The organism is Oceanobacillus phoenicis (genome assembly GCF_047238145.1).
Taxonomy (GTDB): domain Bacteria; phylum Bacillota; class Bacilli; order Bacillales; family Amphibacillaceae; genus Oceanobacillus.
In genome coordinates this window covers 1,081,307-1,099,311 of the sequence record NZ_JBDFME010000001.1, presented here as the reverse complement: position 1 = coordinate 1,099,311, position 18,005 = coordinate 1,081,307, and the positions used below count along the sequence as shown (strand labels likewise).

At 36.3% G+C, this 18,005-nt stretch carries 19 protein-coding genes; 9 read left to right on the top strand and 10 right to left on the bottom strand.

Features of this window, described 5'->3' with window-relative positions:
- The first annotated feature begins 55 nt into the window (after nucleotides 1-55).
- Nucleotides 56-412 carry a DoxX family protein gene (locus ABC346_RS05895; RefSeq protein WP_413233969.1) on the top strand — a complete coding sequence of 119 codons (357 nt, stop codon included), beginning with the start codon at nucleotides 56-58 and terminating at the stop codon, nucleotides 410-412.
- A 44-nt stretch (nucleotides 413-456) separates the two neighbouring features.
- Here the strand turns inward: ABC346_RS05895 and csaA are convergent, their stop codons facing one another.
- Nucleotides 457-789: a chaperone CsaA gene (gene csaA / locus ABC346_RS05890; RefSeq protein WP_413233968.1), complete on the bottom strand. Its 333-nt coding sequence runs from the start codon at nucleotides 787-789 to the stop codon at nucleotides 457-459.
- A gap of 170 nt (nucleotides 790-959) precedes the next feature.
- On the opposite strand from csaA, the gene ABC346_RS05885 reads away from it, so the two are divergent.
- From ABC346_RS05885 to ABC346_RS05875, 3 genes are all read left to right on the top strand, one after another.
- Nucleotides 960-1,682, top strand: a complete 723-nt coding sequence (locus ABC346_RS05885; protein WP_413233967.1) for an ABC transporter ATP-binding protein — start codon at nucleotides 960-962, stop codon at nucleotides 1,680-1,682.
- Nucleotides 1,666-2,892 (top strand): ABC transporter permease, encoded by a 1,227-nt coding sequence (locus tag ABC346_RS05880; protein ID WP_413233966.1) that lies wholly within the window; start codon nucleotides 1,666-1,668, stop codon nucleotides 2,890-2,892. Before ABC346_RS05885 ends, ABC346_RS05880 begins: the two co-directional genes overlap by 17 nt.
- Before the next feature lie 273 nt (nucleotides 2,893-3,165).
- Nucleotides 3,166-3,963, top strand: a complete 798-nt coding sequence (locus ABC346_RS05875; protein WP_413233965.1) for a nucleotidyltransferase domain-containing protein — start codon at nucleotides 3,166-3,168, stop codon at nucleotides 3,961-3,963.
- A 145-nt stretch (nucleotides 3,964-4,108) separates the two neighbouring features.
- On the opposite strand, the gene ABC346_RS05870 is transcribed toward ABC346_RS05875, so the two are convergent.
- The 3 genes from ABC346_RS05870 to ABC346_RS05860 all read right to left on the bottom strand — a co-directional run bounded on the left by ABC346_RS05870 (nucleotide 4,109) and on the right by ABC346_RS05860 (nucleotide 6,987).
- Nucleotides 4,109-5,122: a DUF2804 domain-containing protein gene (locus ABC346_RS05870; RefSeq protein WP_413233964.1), complete on the bottom strand. Its 1,014-nt coding sequence runs from the start codon at nucleotides 5,120-5,122 to the stop codon at nucleotides 4,109-4,111.
- Between the two features lie 82 nt (nucleotides 5,123-5,204).
- A complete protein-coding gene (locus tag ABC346_RS05865) occupies nucleotides 5,205-6,101 on the bottom strand; it encodes a macrolide 2'-phosphotransferase (protein WP_413233963.1) in 897 nt (298 codons plus the stop codon).
- A gap of 34 nt (nucleotides 6,102-6,135) precedes the next feature.
- Entirely contained in the window at nucleotides 6,136-6,987 is an 852-nt protein-coding gene (locus tag ABC346_RS05860; protein WP_413233962.1) for a LysR family transcriptional regulator, read from the bottom strand.
- Between the two features lie 117 nt (nucleotides 6,988-7,104).
- Between ABC346_RS05860 and ABC346_RS05855 the strand changes: the two genes are divergently transcribed.
- Entirely contained in the window at nucleotides 7,105-7,677 is a 573-nt protein-coding gene (locus ABC346_RS05855) for an NAD(P)H oxidoreductase (protein ID WP_413233961.1), read from the top strand.
- 47 nt (nucleotides 7,678-7,724) lie between these two features.
- On the opposite strand, the gene ABC346_RS05850 is transcribed toward ABC346_RS05855, so the two are convergent.
- Nucleotides 7,725-8,495, bottom strand: coding sequence for an SDR family NAD(P)-dependent oxidoreductase (locus ABC346_RS05850; RefSeq protein ID WP_413233960.1), 771 nt, complete (start codon nucleotides 8,493-8,495; stop codon nucleotides 7,725-7,727).
- Nucleotides 8,496-8,708: 213 nt separating this feature from the next.
- Between ABC346_RS05850 and ABC346_RS05845 the strand changes: the two genes are divergently transcribed.
- A complete protein-coding gene (locus tag ABC346_RS05845; RefSeq protein ID WP_413233959.1) occupies nucleotides 8,709-9,311 on the top strand; it encodes a TetR/AcrR family transcriptional regulator in 603 nt (200 codons plus the stop codon).
- Between the two features lie 2 nt (nucleotides 9,312-9,313).
- Here ABC346_RS05845 and ABC346_RS05840 read toward each other — a convergent pair whose 3' ends face one another.
- On the bottom strand, nucleotides 9,314-9,616 hold the full coding sequence (locus ABC346_RS05840; protein WP_413233958.1) for a TIGR04104 family putative zinc finger protein: 303 nt from the start codon (nucleotides 9,614-9,616) through the stop codon (nucleotides 9,314-9,316).
- A gap of 151 nt (nucleotides 9,617-9,767) precedes the next feature.
- Between ABC346_RS05840 and ABC346_RS05835 the strand changes: the two genes are divergently transcribed.
- Nucleotides 9,768-10,361: a GNAT family N-acetyltransferase gene (locus ABC346_RS05835; protein ID WP_413233957.1), complete on the top strand. Its 594-nt coding sequence runs from the start codon at nucleotides 9,768-9,770 to the stop codon at nucleotides 10,359-10,361.
- Nucleotides 10,362-10,424: 63 nt separating this feature from the next.
- Here ABC346_RS05835 and gnd read toward each other — a convergent pair whose 3' ends face one another.
- From gnd to ABC346_RS05815, 4 genes are all read right to left on the bottom strand, one after another.
- The gene (gnd, locus tag ABC346_RS05830) at nucleotides 10,425-11,822 is read right to left on the bottom strand and encodes a decarboxylating NADP(+)-dependent phosphogluconate dehydrogenase (protein WP_413233956.1); all 1,398 of its coding nucleotides are present in this window, start codon (nucleotides 11,820-11,822) and stop codon (nucleotides 10,425-10,427) included.
- Between the two features lie 237 nt (nucleotides 11,823-12,059).
- The gene (locus ABC346_RS05825; protein ID WP_413236517.1) at nucleotides 12,060-13,406 is read right to left on the bottom strand and encodes a gluconate:H+ symporter; all 1,347 of its coding nucleotides are present in this window, start codon (nucleotides 13,404-13,406) and stop codon (nucleotides 12,060-12,062) included.
- Between the two features lie 37 nt (nucleotides 13,407-13,443).
- The gene (gene gntK / locus ABC346_RS05820; protein WP_413236516.1) at nucleotides 13,444-14,979 is read right to left on the bottom strand and encodes a gluconokinase; all 1,536 of its coding nucleotides are present in this window, start codon (nucleotides 14,977-14,979) and stop codon (nucleotides 13,444-13,446) included.
- A gap of 4 nt (nucleotides 14,980-14,983) precedes the next feature.
- Nucleotides 14,984-15,706, bottom strand: a complete 723-nt coding sequence (locus ABC346_RS05815; RefSeq protein ID WP_413233955.1) for a GntR family transcriptional regulator — start codon at nucleotides 15,704-15,706, stop codon at nucleotides 14,984-14,986.
- 323 nt (nucleotides 15,707-16,029) lie between these two features.
- On the opposite strand from ABC346_RS05815, the gene ABC346_RS05810 reads away from it, so the two are divergent.
- Together ABC346_RS05810 and ABC346_RS05805 are read left to right on the top strand one after the other, a co-directional pair.
- Nucleotides 16,030-17,403 (top strand): processed acidic surface protein, encoded by a 1,374-nt coding sequence (locus ABC346_RS05810; RefSeq protein ID WP_413233954.1) that lies wholly within the window; start codon nucleotides 16,030-16,032, stop codon nucleotides 17,401-17,403.
- Nucleotides 17,393-17,971 (top strand): class D sortase, encoded by a 579-nt coding sequence (locus ABC346_RS05805; RefSeq protein ID WP_413233953.1) that lies wholly within the window; start codon nucleotides 17,393-17,395, stop codon nucleotides 17,969-17,971. Before ABC346_RS05810 ends, ABC346_RS05805 begins: the two co-directional genes overlap by 11 nt.
- Nucleotides 17,972-18,005: the final 34 nt, after the last annotated feature.

The following is an 18,005-nucleotide window of genomic DNA, read 5'->3' as shown; positions in this document are numbered from 1 at the left end:
AACCAAACTAAAAAAGAGTAGAATGGAAGTAATTTCTAATAGAGGGGAAATCATATTGATAAAAAAAGTATTTTTATATATTTTTGCTATATTATTTATGCTAGCTGGAATTGGACACTTTTTACTCGATGATTTCTTTATTTCATCGATGCCAGACTGGGTTCCACAGCGCCCGTTGATTGTGTATGTATCGGGAGTAGTTGAGATTGTGCTAGGTGCCTTACTAATTTATCCTACTACTCGCAGAAAAGCAGGAATCACCATTGCTATATTTCTTGTACTCGTATTTCCTGTAAATATTTATATGGCTTTCCATGCAGAAAACTATAACACTCCAGAAGCTGCTCTTTGGATTCGTCTGCCATTACAATTTCTATTAATCTGGTGGGTAATAAAAGTAAGCAAACGATAATATCAAAATGGCCAAGCTATGGATTCTAAGCTCGGCCATTTTAGTTACGATATTTTTGTACCATCTGGAACTTCTTCGTCGGGGCGCAACAAAATAACATCTCCATCCTCAGGAACTCCACCAATAATTAACACTTCTGATTTAAATCCTGCCACACGCATCGGAGGAAAATTAACTACTCCTACCACCTGGCGACCTACTATTTCTTCTGGCTCATACCTTTTGGTAATTTGCGCCGAAGATTTTTTTATTCCTACTTCATCACCGAAATCAACGGTTAGCTTAATGGCTGGTCTACGAGCTTCTGGGAAAGATTCTGCATGTATTACTGTTCCAACCCGCATGTCTACCTTCATAAAATCATCAATTGTCGCCATGTTATCCTTCCTCCCAATTAATCTTTAATTATTACTACTATGATATAATTGGCAAGAGTTGGAATCAACTATCCTAAGGTTTATTTCAAACTTTTCTATTAAATCATCATTGACATCTAAGTATAATTTCATAAAATGAAGAATATAGCTGATTATATTGGAGGATGCCTATGATTGAAGTAAAAATCAACCATGCTGGATATCATACAGAGCAATTATATTTATCAGATATCCATTTTTCTATTCTCTCTGGTGAAACTGTTGGCTTACTTGGAGCTAACGGAGCAGGGAAAAGCACGACCATTAAGTCGATTATTGGGACGATGGAAGCTTTTGATGGAGAAATACATATTAAAGATGAACATCAACTTGCATATATACCAGAGGAACCTATCCTATACGATCACCTTACACTTTGGGAACACCTACGTCTAGCAGCCACTTCTTATGACTTACCCAATAATGAATGGATTCCAAAAGCTGAGAAACTCCTAAAACTATTTTTATTAAACGGTAAAGAACATCATTTTCCCATACATTTTTCAAAAGGAATGAAGCAGAAAACACTAATTGTTTTAAGCTTTATGGTACAAGCAGATATTTATATTATTGATGAACCATTTATTGGGTTGGATCCGATTGCCACGAAAAACCTGATTACTTTGTTGGAAGAAGAGAAGCAACGTGGTGCTGCGATATTGATGACCACCCACGTATTAGACTCTGCTGAAAAACTCTGTGATAATTTTGTACTTCTACATGAAGGAAAGATGTTGTTTCAGGGAACGCTAAATGAACTACAACAAAGAACAAATCAACCTTTGAACACTTCTCTTTTAGATTGCTTCTACTATTTGCTAGAGGAGGAGTTAGTGAATGCATCCCGCCTTTAATGTGTTTATGCAACGTTTTCGTTCAGATTTCAAACAACAACGTAAAGCTTGGAATATGGTTCTAGATTGGACCGTTTTCGTATATTTCCTTATTCCTGGAGTCGCAATTGCAATTTTCTTTTATATGGAATGGCTGCAGGAAATTCCATTTATTTTTACTTTTATTGGGTGGTATGGATGGACAACACTTTTATTTTTAACTATGTTCATCTTTGAGATTAAGTTATTTACTTATGTTGCTGATCAACTATTCCTAAGTAGAAACATTCCATTCCTGCGAAAAATTACACAGTATGGGATTATATATTCTTTTGGTCATACGATTATACTAGGTACAATTATATTCATTTTACCTGTTCCACTACTAATGGAATTATTCAGCTTAGATACCCAAAAAATTATTTTATTATATATTTGTTACATTACCGTTTCTTGTCTTTTTAATGCCTGGAAGAAATATCTGAAACTGTATATATCGTCATCTATTTATCGAATAGTTAACCAAGTTCTCCCCATCGTCGCATTCATATTAGGATCTTCCTTTATAATCGATAGCCCTACATTCACTTTTATTTGGATGGGTCTTAGCATTTTTGGGTGCTTTGTTCTTTCCCGGAAAATTTTATACAATGGCAATAACTTTCTAAAAATTGCCTTACTCGATGATGCGTCACGTAATCAGATGGGAAAATTATTACTGATGGATGTAAATAATCAAGGATACCGTCCACCATCACAAACAAAACCAAGACTATGGAAACAGTCACAAGTAATGTTTAAACAACAAACTGCATCGATGATTTTCACGGATGCATTCTTTAAATCAATCATTCGAAATCAACGCCTTCTCTTCCCTATTTTCCAACTCAGCGGGCTATTGATAGCTTTCATTATACTTACATCAGGTCGGTGGGTTACTTATATTGTCTGGGGAATTTCTATTTATATTATTATTGATATCGCTAAGACTGGGTGGATGGCTTTCCGTCAAGATCCCTTTATCCGTTTGTTTCGTTGGGATGAAACGATGCTGCGTGATTCTCTAGAAAAATGCGTGTTATACCTGGCCACGCCGATACTTATCTTTTTAAATATGATTTTCGGTTATCTACAGTTTCAAGTGGTAGGACTTCTTTTATTTCCATTGTTATCAATACTTCTCGTCAATTGGGGAACCAGATCATTTTTGCGTAACTCTCCGGTTTCCTAACAGTTGTAGAATACTCTTTTTTACGGAAGAGATTCCTATCTTTGTTAATATTTAACTGAACTTCAAATTGGAGGTGCTTTACCTTGAGAAGATTATCTTTACTACCTATATCTGTAGGTCTTTTGATATTCATTGTATCACTAACACTTTTTCATTTTATTGCTTCCCCTTATCCGATTTTAGGTGCACTGGTAACAGCGTATTTATTGTTTGAACTCACCTACCTCATACAATTTCAACAACAAAAAAATAAACGAGAGGAGCTTTGAAAAGATGCTAAAACCTGGTTATGGTCTTGATGATAATGGTTTTATTGTAAGCGATGTTAGTATCGATAAAATTGATTCTATATACCTGCCATGCATTCAAGAATCTGTTCATTCTCTTAAAAAATTATTCCCGCTTCAACTGCATAGTGTATATGTGTATGGGAGCATTGCACGAGGAGACGCAAAACCTGTCCATTCTGACTTAGATCTTATTGCTTTATTTACGAAAAATTTAAGCTCTGATGAGGTTAATCAATTAAGGACACTTGCTAGCGAATTATCAAATAAATATCTTTCTCTCGTTAGAGATGTTGGAATTGCTATAGCTGATTACGACTATACGATGGACCCTAGCAATTATTACGAAAATGCATTTCTTAGGGAAATTAGTGTTTGTGTTTATGGAGAAGATTTGGGTGAACGATTTGGACCATATAAACTCACATCAGAAATACCGATTAAATTTAATGGTGATATTTGCAAGTCACTACATCGGACTTTAAATAGGTTAGAGACTTCTTCAGATGAAGCCTTCTGCCCATACACACAAGGTTTTGCTCGTAAACTAATTCGAACCTACTATTCGATGGTGATGGTACGCTCACAAATTTGGTCAACAAGGCTTCATGAGCAATCTGAAATATTTATACATTATTTCCCACACAAAGAATCGATTGTGCATACGCTTCTGAATTGGATAGATCAGCCACCCACAGATCGTGAAACTGTTCAAGAATTGTTTAAGAGGGAAGGTAATTGGGCTTGTGTCAATTTTATTCGTGAGGCTACGACTTCTACTTAATATTAGAAAAAGTTTTTCTTTGCCTATAAAGTTTAAAGCCGAACCTATTAAAGAGCGTATGTCTATAAGAATCAGCGTGTACACAAAAATTTATATGAAAAGAGAAGGTAAAGCAAAAGTTTGTTGGCTTTACCTTCTCTTTTCATTACCACTTCGCTTTATGATCTTCTGCCCACCCGAGCATCGAGTCAATGTTAATTATTTTCCCTTGATCTGTTTTGATTGTTCCTTGATAATGGCCAATCAATTGGTGGACACTCGATTCAATAATAACTGCTTTTGTTTCTGCGATACGTTCAAACATGGGTGTGAATTGAAGATCAACTCGATCAGAACTGATTGTCGTTAGTTTCCATGGTTGTTTATAGTCATCTTTGTCATACTGCCATTTAATATCTTCGTGGATCTTATGCAATCGATCATTAATCACTAAACCATTTTCATTTTGACCAGTCTTATCTGTCCATTGTCCTCCAAAATTCAAACCAATTCGTTGACCATCAATCACACCAGAAGCAGAACCCCAGTTCCATTTAGAAGCATATTTCCAAACACCTCGTCCAAAGTCTAAACAACCAAATGCGGAATCAGGGTTTATAGAATATATTTTTTCTCCCCACATTATTTTTCCAGAAGCAGGGATTGCAGGTTGCTTGGAAGTAAATTGAAATCGTTTCTCAGACCATGGAACAACAACATTTAATGATTCATATTTATCTGGTCTTGATAATTTTATATCTGCTGTCAGCCCTTTTCCATTACTAAAATCAGGTATCGATATGGTTAATGTAGTTCTCTCATCGGATTCATCAAAATGAATAAGCATATCTTTCCCATCATAATGGAGTGACTCCCTAACCCCTTCAGGCATGCGTACTCCTTTTCCAAATGGAATCAAAGAAGTCTTTTCGTGAAATTCCTTTGTATTCAAATCTAGAATATATACAAACATCACAGCCGCATAATCAATATGAGATATAGTTGCAGAAAATAACACCTCTGGATTGGTCACACACCAATAGTTCCATTTTTTCTTACGAGGGTAACTCCCAGTCACATTACATTGCACAAGCGGCTGCCTCGCCCATCCTATACTATGGTCATTTAACCTGCCATCAACACATAAACGAACTGGTTTCTTTATTTCTATCGCTTGCATAAGCCTCACGCCCCCTAGTATGTTTTTTTCTATTATACTAAAAAATGATAAAACGACCCCAAAAGAGATCGTTTATCTGAAACTATTCTTCTACACCTAGCATTTGTTTAGCCATTGTTTCCATTTCGCTCGCCTCGGAAACAATCGCAAATTCTGCGACATCAATAGCATATGCCGCTTGCAGCTCGATAATATGCTCTTTCATTTTAGCCCATGTTTTACCACCTGCATTACTGTATGCTTCAATTAGCTTTTCTAATCCTGCTTCTTGATAAAGGATATAATGCGTCACGAAGTCTCTCGAAATATCCGTAACAGAAACCTCTGTCCAATCAATAAAGCCTGTTACCTCTATCGCATCATTAATCAGCGTATGTCCTGGATGAACATCTCCATGACTCAGCCCGGTATGTTTTGGCCATAGAGAATCGTCTGACAACCATTTTTGCCATCTTTCCCACAGCACTTCACTTACTCCAAATCGTTCCTTTACTTTTTCCATTCGTTGTTTCATGTTATCTCTTAAATCGTTCGCATCATTGATCTCAATGCCAGTATCGATAAAGAAATTCTTTGGCAATTGATGAAGCTCAGCAAGTGCTTTTCCTAACGTTTGATGAAAAATTTCAGGAGTATTTTCTACATCAAAACTCCATACGTAATTTTGAATTTCTGGGTCTATTGTACCTGCGGGTCGACCATCTAATTGCTTATAAGCTATCAATTCATCCGTATAGACTTCCCATTTAGGTACTTGAAAAGATACATATTCATGAATAATATCCAATACACGCTTTTCTTGGTCCGTACTTCGAGTAGAATCGGCTCTTCGGGGAATTCGTAAAATCCATTGTGAGCCTTCCGTATCTTTCACATGGGCGACTTTAAAGTCCAAGCCAGATTCATTTAATTTTATTGTGTCTTTGTTGACATGTATACCATGTTTACTTGCTAAATGAACTACTTCATTTTTATCCATCTTAGAACCTCTCTCTAAAATTTTATAATTATTCTCAGTTAGCCAAATAGTCGATAAACACCGAGATGCTTTTAGATACCCATTTATCCTTGTGCATAGCCTGAAAGATAGCTAGTTCCTGTTTTATCTTAGAACTAGGGTATTCTACTAATACTCCTTCTTTGAGTTCTTTTTCAACAACAAATCGGGGTACAATCGATTGGCCAAGGTTACACATTACACTCTTTTTAATGGCTTCTACACTGGGCAATTCAATTGCCTTCATATTGATATCCGTAGTCGAATTCATATATGCTTCCATTATTGGACGCCAACTACATTTATACTCTGTTGTAAGCATCCTTGGGGCAAAAGGTCTTCTCTCGATCTTTCCAGGAAGTATATGGACGAGCTCTTCTTTTCTAATTTTTTTTGCCCAGACATCTTTCTGTGTCCAATTTTCAAGTTCGACAAGGAAAGCAATATCAACCTCTCCACTTTTTAATTGACTATGAACATCTTCAAACCGTAATGTTTTCAACACTATTTCTACTTTAGGATATTCCTCCATAAATCCTCTTAAAATGTTAGGTAGCCAATGGATCATTAACGTTTCACTCGCACCAATTATTACTATTCCAGAAGGTTCCTCCGTATTCCTTAATCGATCTTTAGATTCGGAATACAGGTCAATAATTTCAGTAGCATAGGGAAGAAACGTTTCTCCTGCCTGTGTAAGGCTGATACTTTTCCCCATACGATTAAACAAAGGGATTTCTAACTCTGATTCCAGATCATGAATATGTGCTGTAATAGAGGATTGAGCATAACCTAGTTCATCTGCAGCTTTTTTAAATCCACCTTTATCTACTATTGTTTTAAATGTTACTAGATGCCGTAACTCCATTTCACCCTCCTTGTTATCAAAATTACCGAACGTTAATATCTGATAATTCAATTTTACTGTATATGACATATACTTTAAACTAGATATAACACATTTTCAATGAGGGACTGATAATACATGAAAGTATTAACAATTGTTGCACATCCTAGAGAAGAATCTTTAACGATGAAAGTCGCCAATCGATTTATAGATGGACTACAAGATGCTGGTCATAATGTTGAACTTATTGATCTATATCGTCATAAATTTGAAGCAGCATTGCCAGTAGCTGATGAGCCTGAATGGGATGCAAAAGTGCAACACTTTTCACCGGAAGTAACGAGAGAGATGGAGCGAATGAAGAGCGTGGATGCTTTAGCGTTTATTTTTCCAATATGGTGGTGGAGTATGCCTGGAATTATGAAAGGTTATATCGATCGTGTCTGGAATTTTGGATTCGCATACGGGAATAGCAAATTACATCATGAACATGTACTCTGGCTAGGTTTAGCGGCAGCTGATGAGAAAAAACTCGAAAAGCGAAAGTATGATTCGATGATGGAACATTATTTTAATGTTGGCCTTGCTGATTACTGTGGTATTCCAAGCTCTACATTCCACTTACTCACCGAAACCAATAGTGTAAATGCTCAACAACTCGATGAATGGTTAATGCAAGCATACGAATTAGGACGGAACTATGGAAAATAAAATCAAGCGCCGAAAAGACATAAGTCTCATCGGCGCTTGGTGTTTATTTATCTTGATGTATATCCAGCATCTGCATGAATTGTTGTACCCGTTACGTAAGAAGCTGCATCAGAAGCTAACCAAAGACTAGCTTGAGCTATTTCACTCGCTTGTCCAAAACGATTCAACAAACTTAATTGTGGAGCATATTCTTCTTCTGAAAGATTAAATTGTTCCAAAGCTCCTCTTAGCATTGGTGTATCAATCGCACCCGGAGCTACAGTATTCACACGAATGTTATGTGGTCCATTTTCTAGAGCGGCTACTTTTGTCATACCCACTACTCCATGTTTTGCTGCAACATAAGCAATATTATTTGGTTGTGGACGGAAACCGCTCACAGATGAAATATTAATAATAGATCCTCCATTACCTTGTTCTAACAGTTGTTGAAGTTCATATTTCATACACAATGCGGTTCCAGTTAAATCAACAGAAATAAGTTTATTCCAATAATCTTCGTCAAATTCAGCTGCTGGTTTATCATCCGGTGTAAGTGCTGCATTGTTCACCGCAACATCTAATTTTCCGTATTGTTCTACCGCAAATTGCACCATCTGCTTCACTTGTGCAGAGTCAGATATATCTACTTTTACAAAAGCAGCTTCGCCACCTGCTTGTTTAATTTCTTGCACTACTTCTTGCCCTTTTTCTTCATTAAAATCGGCAATAACTACCTTCGCTTTTGCCTCCGCAAACAATAAAGCTGTTGCTTTCCCCATGCCCATTGCTGCACCAGTAATAATTGCTACCTTATCTTCTAAAATAGGAAATGTCATTCTATAGCCCTCCTTTGTAGTCTTACAACTTTTACTTTACTCTTTCATTGAGACCCTTACCATATACATTTTTATAGTTTTTGCTTGTTATTGAACAAAGATACATTTTTTGTATATTAAAAGTGCTGTATAATAAAGTAAGATGGTGTTTGTTCGTTTTTACATCACCGCGATAAGAAGAGTGAGTTACATGTTGAAAGGTTGTAATAGAAGATGAATACAAATTATGTAGACAAACGAATCCAACGTTCAAAGACTGCCATAAGAGAATGCTTTCTTTCCATTTTAGAAAGAAAACAATTTGAAGAGATTAGCATATCTGAAATTTGTCGGCTAGCTAACTATAATCGAGGAACATTTTATTCACACTATGACTCGAAGGAAAATCTACTAGAGGAAGTTATTCAAGACACACTACATGATATGGTTGATGAAATTAGAAAACCATATAGAAATAATAAAAACGTGGTTATTAAGGAAATACCTATAGAAAATATTACACTATTTCATTATTTTCAGGAAAATGCTTCCTTATATAAAATATTATTAAGTGAACATATCCATGTTGATTTTCGACATCAATTGGCAAAAGCAATTGAGGATTTATTAATAGAAGAGTATGACTATGAAATTCATTCTGAGAGCGAAGAAAAAATAGATATAGATTGGTTCTATATTTATCGAGCTCATGGGATAGCAGGTTTTATCATTCGCTGGATTGAAGAAGATTTCCCTCATTCTCCATCCTATATGGCAAAACAAATTGTCGAGTTAATGGTATCCTCTACCGAAATATTTCATCAAAAAAATAGGTAATCTCATTCACTAAAAGGTAAATTTTCTTCATTGGATAGTTCTAGCCAATAAGGGTACGAAACCATTAAAATAATTAAAACCAATAACATGATGACAATGGTCCATAACGTTGGGTGCCAAAAAATATTGAGTAATAGTACAAGAGGAATCAAGAATGTAAAAGCAGATGATCGCTTTCTTGATCGTTTGCTTATAAATTGTGTCTCGTGACAATATGGACATATCATACGCGTATCCAGAGTAAAGGACTTTTTTATCGTTTGCTTCCACGTCCAATTTTCTCCGCACTTTTGGCATTCTGGCATAAAAACACCCCAATCAACTTATTTCACAATTATTACCAATTTTAACATAATTCATCACTTACTTGCATTACTTACATATCCATTGACTTTATCAATCATAGAATCTAATCTGATTCTAAAGGCGGAATAAATAAGACTGGAGATTGTAGTCATGCAAATTATGAGAGCAAATGAATACAATGATCAACATGTACGGGAAAAGTTCAGCAAAACATTCGTAGACGGTTTTGGCGAAGATCTTCGTTATTTCGCAGAGGATAAAGAAAAACTAGCGAAAGCGCTCAAGCACATGTTTGTTCTTGAGAATTTTTATATAGCAGTTGTCGATGAGGATATTGCGGCAATCACCTTTTGCTCAGACGGGGATAAACTTGCCATTCAGCATAATCAAAAAGAATTACGAAAACATCTTGGATGGCTTAAAGGAACAATTGCTAACGTTGTTTTTAAAAAAGAATTTCAGAAACCCCCGGTAAAAAAAGGAGAGAAGATTGCAAACGTTGGGTTTGTTGCTACAGCTGAAAAATATCGACGCAAAGGCATCGCTTCTACATTAATAGACTATATTCTTTCTTTACCACAGTACGAGACATTTTTATTAGAAACAATTGCCGATACCAATATAGGTGCGCTGCAACTCTATAAAAATCTTGGGTTTAAAGAAATTAAACGAACGAAACAGAAACATACAACGTTTAGTGGCATTCATTACTATATTGATATGGCATACAAGAGAAATGAATAACAAAAGGTCGTATCCTTAAAAAAGATACGACCTTTATTATTTTACCCCTTTTGTTCTAAACACTTACCATACTGTATGGAAAGTACCTTCTTTATCCACTCTTTCATAGGTATGTGCCCCAAAATAATCTCGCTGCGCTTGAATCATATTGGCACCGCTTTGAGCGGAGCGATACCCATCATAGTAAGTTAATGATGCCCCTAGACTTGGTAAGGACAGCCCACTTTCCATCCCTGTTATCACAACTTTTCGTAACGACGCTTGATAGTCACTTATCTTCTCCTGGAAGAATGTTGATAACAATAAGTTTGGTAAATGACTATTCGTTTTAAATGCATCACTGATTTCATTCAAAATGCCTGCTCGGATAATGCAGCCACCTCTAAAAATTAATGCAATCTCATCTAGCTTTAAATCCCAACCATATGCTTCGGAAGCTTGCTTATATTGGTGAAACCCTTGTGCATACGCACATATTTTACCCATAAATAGTGCTTGTCTCACAAGTTCTAACCACGCTTGCTTATCAAGCTCCTTATCTAGTTTTGTTGGTCCAGAAAGTTTTTGTTCTGCGAGTACGCGTTCTTCCTTTAAACCCGATAAGAATCGTGCAAATACAGATTCTGTAATGATTGATAGCGGGACGCCAACATCCAATGCATTTTGGCTTGTCCATTTTCCGGTACCTTTTTGACCAGATTTATCAAGAATGACATCAACCATTGGCAGATTTGTTTCATCATCCACACGCGTTAAAATATCACTCGTTATTTCCATCAAATAGCTTTCCAGTTCTCCTTCATTCCACTCACGAAATGTAGCTGCGATTTCATCCACAGATAACCCAAGTCTTTCACGTAAGAACTGATAAGCCTCTGTGATAAGCTGCATATCGGCATATTCAATGCCGTTATGCACCATTTTCACGTAATGACCAGAACCTTCTTTACCTAAATAACCACAACATGCTTTACCATCAACTTGTGCTGCTATTTTTTCTAAGATAGGTGCAACTTCTTGATATACATTTTCATCACCACTAGGCATTAATGCGGGTCCATGAAGCGCTCCCTCTTCTCCACCAGAAACACCGACACTAACAAAATGAATCCCAACATCTGTTAAGCGATGATAACGACGGTTCGAATCATTAAAATTCGAATTTCCTCCGTCCATTATAATGTCCTCTTTATCTAGTAGAGGTACTAAGGAATCAATGACCGAATCAATGACAGGGCCTGCTGTTACCATTAAAAATACTTTTCTTGGTTTTTCTAATGAATTTACAAAACGCTCTAAGTCATAATGTGCCTCTGCATTATCACTTGTAAAATTAGCCTCAAACTTTTCTGTTAGGTCAGATGTATAGTTATAAACAGCAACTTTTTCTCCTTTATTTGCCATGTTCATAGCAAGGTTTGCACCCATAACACCTAATCCAAATACTCCAATAGCATTCATTCTTTTAGACACTTCCTTTATAGAGGTTGTTCAAACCGTCCAATAAAAATGACACATATCAGGGGGACCTTCTACTAAAGTTGCCTACGTCTTGTGGGCAACGCAGAAATCACCACATCCTTTGGAAGCTCGTTGGCTAGCTTTGTGTTCCTCACGAATTTATTGCATTCGTTTTGGTACTTTAAGTTCACCACTCGAACTTCGTCGTCCTTTTCATCCTGTTATTTGAACACATATTTATACAATTAAACTTAACGCTAGTGTAAAGACAAGACCAGCAACTGAAATGACTGTTTCAAGTAACGTCCATGTTGCGAACGTTTCTTTCATGGATAGATTAAAGTATTCTTTAAAGATCCAGAACCCAGTATCGTTTACATGCGAGGCAATTAAACTACCCGCACCAGTCGCTAATACCATTAAGGCAAGATTTACATCCGTTCCTTCCATCAACGGAATTACCATACCTGCAGTTGTTAATGCAGCAACTGTCGCTGAACCTAACGCAATTCTTAAGATTGCAGCAATGAGCCAAGCAAGAAAGATTGGTGACATACTTGTTCCATCAAATAAAGCCGCAACAGAATCACCAACTCCGCCATCTATTAAGACTTGTTTTAAGGCTCCGCCACCACCAATGATGAGTAACATCATACCTATAGCGCGAACTGATTCTTCTGCAGATGCCATCAATTGTTTCATCGGTATTTTACGAGCAATTCCCATTGTATAGATAGCTAATAATAAGGAAATTAATAATGCCGTTGTTGGTTGCCCAATCATGCGCATAATTTCAAAGAAAATGTTATCGGATACATTACCGATATCTTGCAATAAATCAACGACTGTTGTAATCGCCATTAATATGACCGGGAATAGTGCGGTTAATGCACTAACTGCAAAGCTCGGTGTTTCCTCTTCTGGAAATGATTTTGTTCCACCAAGTGATCCAAGATTACCAACTTTTGAAAATGCATCTGGAACAATTTTCTTGGCAACTTTAGTAAATAGTGGTCCAGCTAAAATAACCGTTGGAATCGCAATAATAATTCCATAAATAAGTACCATTCCAATATTTGCTCCGTATTGCTGAGCAATTACTGTTGGACCCGGATGTGGTGGTAAAAAACCATGCGTTACGGATAACGCTGCCGTCATTGGTAAACCTAAATATAGTAAAGGTATTTTAATTTCTTTTGCAATTTGATAGATAATCGGTATTAGTAGAACTAACCCTACTTCGAAGAATAACGCTACACCAATAATGAATGATGCAATTACTACAGCCCATTGGATTCGTTTTACCCCAAATTTGTGAATCAATGTAAGAGCAATTCGCTGTGCCCCACCAGCATCTGCCACTAGTTTTCCTAGGATTGCACCAAAACCAAAGATGAGGGCAATATCACCTAAAGTGCCTCCAAGCCCACCTTCAATTGATGCAACAATATCTCCTAATGGCATCCCTAAAGCTAATGCAGTTAGGAATGATACAATGATCAATGAAATAAATGTATTTAGATTCCATTTCATTATGAGTAGCAATAGTAAAACTACAGCTAATGCTACGATAATTAATGGCATTATATTCTCCATGAATTCTCGCTCCCGTCTCGTTGTATTATTTATTATCTATGGACTTTTGTTGATAAGCCGCTATCTGTTCATATTCACTTTCTAATGCACGTGCAATCCGAATAAATATTGGCATTAGTTCTCGATAAGCTTCTACATGTGATTCATTCGGTTCATGCGCATGTGTATGCCCAATTAAATCTTCTACTACATCAAACGAATCAATTTTCTCTTCGGCATATAAACCAAGCATACATGCACCTAAACATGAAGATTCATAGCTTTTTGGCACAATTACATCTTGATCAAATATGTCAGCCATCATCTGACGCCATAACTCTGATCTAGAGAATCCTCCCGTTGCTTTTATTGACTTCACTGGAACATCCATCACTTCTACTAAAGCAAGGAATACAGAATATAGGTTAAAGATAACCCCTTCTAATGCTGCACGTACCATATGTTCTTTTTTATGATTCAATGTAAGTCCAATAAACGAACCGCGTACATCTGAATTCCAAAGTGGAGCACGTTCTCCAGCTAAGAATGGGTGGAATAAGAGTCCATTGGAACCCGGCTCTACTTTACTAGCAATCGTCGTTAACACTTCATACGGATCGACATTTAATCGTTTCGCTGTTTCTACTTCACTTGCAGCCAACTCATCTCTTATCCAGCGTAGAACCATTCCACCATTATTAACCGGACCACCAATCACCCAATGATCTTCCGTTAATGCATAGCAAAAAATACGACCTTTTTGATCCGTTTTTGGTTTTGGAATCACCGTGCGAATAGCACCGCTAGTACCAATGGTTATTGCAACTTCCCCATCTTTAATAGCGTTCACACCGATGTTTGATAGTACCCCATCACTCGCGCCAATGACGAATTTCGTATTGCTTGTGATCCCCATCTCTTTTGCAACCGCTTCGTCACAACCAGTGAAAATTTTCGTCGTTGGAACTAATAAGGATAATTGCTCTTTCTTAATCCCAGCAATTTGGAGTGCTTGTTCATCCCACGTGCGTTTTTCTAGATTCATCATTCCTGTTGCAGAAGCAATAGAATGGTCAACTACATATTCACCAAATAATTGATAAAATACATATTCCTTAATACCAATGTATTTCTTCACCTTTTCTGCAATCTCTGGTCGATCATGGTTAATCCAAGTGATTTTACTTAAAGGAGACATTGGATGAATAGGAGTTCCTGTTCGCAAGTAATTTTCATGCCCATTCATTTCATTCTTAATTTTCTTCGACCAACCAGCACTGCGATTGTCAGCCCATGTTATACATGGTGTGATTGCCTGATTCTGCTCATCTATAGCTATTAAGCTATGCATCGCACTACTGAAAGAGATAAATGATAAATCTTCTTTATTAATATTGGATTCTTCCATTACATGTTTAATTGTTAGCCGAACAGCTAAATAAATCTCTTCTGGATCTTGCTCTGCAGTCGATACGTCAGGAGTATGTAAATCATACCCATGATTCCCTTGAGCAATGATCTCTCCTGTTTCACGGTATAATACTGCTTTTGTACTTGTAGTACCGATATCGACACCAAGCATATATTTATTTTGATTCAATGCTCTCCCTCACAATCTTCATTCGTTCATCGTCACTCCATAGACGTTCTACGCGATTTTGGACGTCATCGAAGTTTTTATAAAATGCACTGTTAACTAAATCCGCATCTTTATTCTTTATAGATTCTACAATTAATCGGTGGTTATTGATAATTCGTTCAAAATCTTGTTCATTCTCTTGCATTCGATAACGCATCGATAATAGAATCAAACACTCCATTACTGGCTTCAAATTTGTCCAAAGCATGGCAATATAATGATGCTTAATCGATCGTATAATCGTTTCATGAAATTCAATATCTAAGAACGAAAATTGATCGACATCTTTGTATTTGATTGCAATCTTCATCATTTCGACTACTTTCTCCAGATCATTAATCAACAATTCATTGTCCGTTTGTAACAATCGTTGAAAAGTAAACGATTCCATCATCAGCCTAACATCATAAATCTCTTCAATATCTTTATCTGATATACCAATTACTACTGCTCCCATACGTTCTGGACGAACAATATTTTCATTACTAAGTACTTTAAGTGCCTCTCTAATCGGAGACCGACTTACTTGAAATTCTTTCGCTAATTGATTTTCAGATAAAACGGTTTCAGGCTCGATCGCTCGAGATATAATACGCATTCTTAACTCAGCAACAACCTGCTCACCTTTGGAATTATTAATCAACTGTTTTCTTGGATAAAAGGCTTTCATAAATTCACCGTCCTCGACATGATGAATACTTGTATACAAGTATACTAACATCTGAATATTTGTTTGTAAACGCTTGAATTTGATGACTTTAAAATAGGAAAATTCAAACTTTTATCAGGGATAAGATGAAATTTTCTCTATTTATTCTAGTCTTCCACGGTTTTCTTATGGGATTCTCTAAATCAAGCACAAAATTTGGTGCTTTTGTCAGACTATGTCGGACGAAATATGAAAATATTACCAAAAAATAGATTGCTAGTTTCTTAAGCCCGGGATATAATTTTCTCATTGAGCTTGTCATTTTACTGAAAAGAGGAGAAAAGATGAAAAAATCGGCATTTATTTTTTGTATTATTATTTTATTTTTTGCCGTTCTACCGAGTACGATTAGTGCTCAGACAAGTATTTCAGAAAAAGAGCTAGAGAGATTTGCATCTGAAGTTAGTCAACAAAGAGGATTTACGGTAACCATTGAGGACTTGGAGTACATTCTAATTTCCACAACGGGATTAGCGTTTACAGATGTGGAATCTATTGATGAACTTGAGCTATATCTTGGAGAGGTAATAGAAAAGAATGGAAGTAATCTAGAGTGGATCTATGATAGTTATGATTTAGACATAGATTCTCTTGAAAAATTACTTCATGAATATGGTGAAACAATTAATGATTATGTTTTTGTAGAAGAATTATATTTGGCTGTCGACTTCTATATCGAAGAAAAGATAGAAAGAGATCCATACTTTGATGATAACTTAGAAGTATATTTAAAAGAAGTGAGTGCCATACGCGGGTTTACGGTTACTAGAGAGCACATTGTGCATTCACTCTCTCTATATGAAACTACACTTGAAGAGTTTAAAACAATAGAACGTCTATCTGATTTCCTAGCAGAAGTAATTAAAAAAGATTTGAGTAACTTAGGTACCTATTTCGATATGAGTAAAGACGAGGTTCTGCAATTAATGAAGGATAATGATTTAGATATCAATGATTATGTATATTTAGATGATCTGGGAATCGATTTATATGATTTTATTGAATGGGATGAGGAATATAGTATTGATTTCGATTATTTAATGAAAACATATGACTTAACGGAGGAAGAATTACAGCAATTAGATGTGCATATTTGGAATATCCTTGAAAACGCTAGTGATGAAACGATAGAACGCATCATAAATTTAGGTGAGAGAATGATGGCATTTGAAGAGTTCGACACTGCAACCGAACTTACTGCATCTCAAATAGCTGAACTTGTTTCGATCTATCATGAATTTGTTTCTGTATTTGCGTTTGATATTCAATTTAGCTTAATAAAAGATGGTGTAGAAGAACCACTATCATTAAACGCATTAATGTCGATGACAGAACTAGTAAATGCCGATTTAAAGATTAGTATTTATAACCTGCAAGGAGATTTTCTAGCAGATATAATCATCACTGGGGAAATGGTTAGCTCTGAAACCATTATTGGAACTGGTAACGCTATTAAACCAAAACCAACAGAATTAAAACAAACGCTTGAACCTGTGCAAAAAGAAGTTGCATCCGAAGCAGCTACCTCCACTGTTAAAGGAGCGAAGTTACCTAAGACAGCTGCTAATTATGTATCAAACAGTCTGTTTGGAATTGCTATATTACTCATTGGAACACTAATTTTCATCCGATCAAGGAAAGTAACGAGTGAAAAATAAGCATATATTAACTATTATTGGATTGTTCTTAATTACTTTAGGAGCATGGTTTTTTCTAAACAATAGCACCCTGTTTGTGAAGGGGTATGAGCTTGGTTCAACAAAAGAACACAAACCTACAGATAGACGTGATATTGAAAATAAAACCATCGAACAGACAAATCAGAAACCACCAATCGGAGAGGAAATTGGGTCATTAACGATTGAACGAATTGATGCAACCATTCCTATTTTTCACGGCACCGATGAAGATGAATTGGCAAAAGGAATTGGGCATTTCGCAGATAGCGTACTGCCAGGTGAAAAGGATAATTCCGTACTCTCTGGCCATAGAGATACCGTATTTCGCAGGTTAGGTGAAGTAGAAATAGGCGATGAGCTGGTCGTTACCACCTCTACAGATTCCTTTACGTATAAAGTGCGGAAAATAAGAATCGTCGACGAGGATGACCGTACAGTTATTGTTCCGAAACCACGTGCAACCTTAACCGTTAGCACTTGTTATCCGTTTGATTTTATCGGATCTGCTCCAGAAAGATATATTTTAGAAGCCTATTTAATTAATTGAATTTTATCTGAATAAATAAAAATTTGAAAGTGAG

Bases quoted from the DNA above. Each gene is read 5' to 3' on its own strand.
- ABC346_RS05855 (WP_413233961.1), top strand. From the start codon at position 7,105: ATGAAAGTATTAACAATTGTTGCACATCCTAGAGAAGAATCTTTAACG.
- ABC346_RS05835 (WP_413233957.1), top strand. From the start codon at position 9,768: ATGCAAATTATGAGAGCAAATGAATACAATGATCAACATGTACGGGAA.
- ABC346_RS05860 (WP_413233962.1), bottom strand. From the start codon at position 6,987: ATGGAGTTACGGCATCTAGTAACATTTAAAACAATAGTAGATAAAGGT.
- gnd (WP_413233956.1), bottom strand. From the start codon at position 11,822: ATGAATGCTATTGGAGTATTTGGATTAGGTGTTATGGGTGCAAACCTT.
- gntK (WP_413236516.1), bottom strand. From the start codon at position 14,979: ATGCTTGGTGTCGATATCGGTACTACAAGTACAAAAGCAGTATTATAC.
- ABC346_RS05825 (WP_413236517.1), bottom strand. From the start codon at position 13,406: ATGCCATTAATTATCGTAGCATTAGCTGTAGTTTTACTATTGCTACTC.
- ABC346_RS05845 (WP_413233959.1), top strand. From the start codon at position 8,709: ATGAATACAAATTATGTAGACAAACGAATCCAACGTTCAAAGACTGCC.
- ABC346_RS05880 (WP_413233966.1), top strand. From the start codon at position 1,666: ATGCATCCCGCCTTTAATGTGTTTATGCAACGTTTTCGTTCAGATTTC.
- ABC346_RS05850 (WP_413233960.1), bottom strand. From the start codon at position 8,495: ATGACATTTCCTATTTTAGAAGATAAGGTAGCAATTATTACTGGTGCA.
- ABC346_RS05870 (WP_413233964.1), bottom strand. From the start codon at position 5,122: ATGCAAGCGATAGAAATAAAGAAACCAGTTCGTTTATGTGTTGATGGC.
- ABC346_RS05885 (WP_413233967.1), top strand. From the start codon at position 960: ATGATTGAAGTAAAAATCAACCATGCTGGATATCATACAGAGCAATTA.
- ABC346_RS05865 (WP_413233963.1), bottom strand. From the start codon at position 6,101: ATGGATAAAAATGAAGTAGTTCATTTAGCAAGTAAACATGGTATACAT.
- ABC346_RS05810 (WP_413233954.1), top strand. From the start codon at position 16,030: ATGAAAAAATCGGCATTTATTTTTTGTATTATTATTTTATTTTTTGCC.
- ABC346_RS05875 (WP_413233965.1), top strand. From the start codon at position 3,166: ATGCTAAAACCTGGTTATGGTCTTGATGATAATGGTTTTATTGTAAGC.
- ABC346_RS05840 (WP_413233958.1), bottom strand. From the start codon at position 9,616: ATGCCAGAATGCCAAAAGTGCGGAGAAAATTGGACGTGGAAGCAAACG.
- csaA (WP_413233968.1), bottom strand. From the start codon at position 789: ATGGCGACAATTGATGATTTTATGAAGGTAGACATGCGGGTTGGAACA.
- ABC346_RS05815 (WP_413233955.1), bottom strand. From the start codon at position 15,706: ATGAAAGCCTTTTATCCAAGAAAACAGTTGATTAATAATTCCAAAGGT.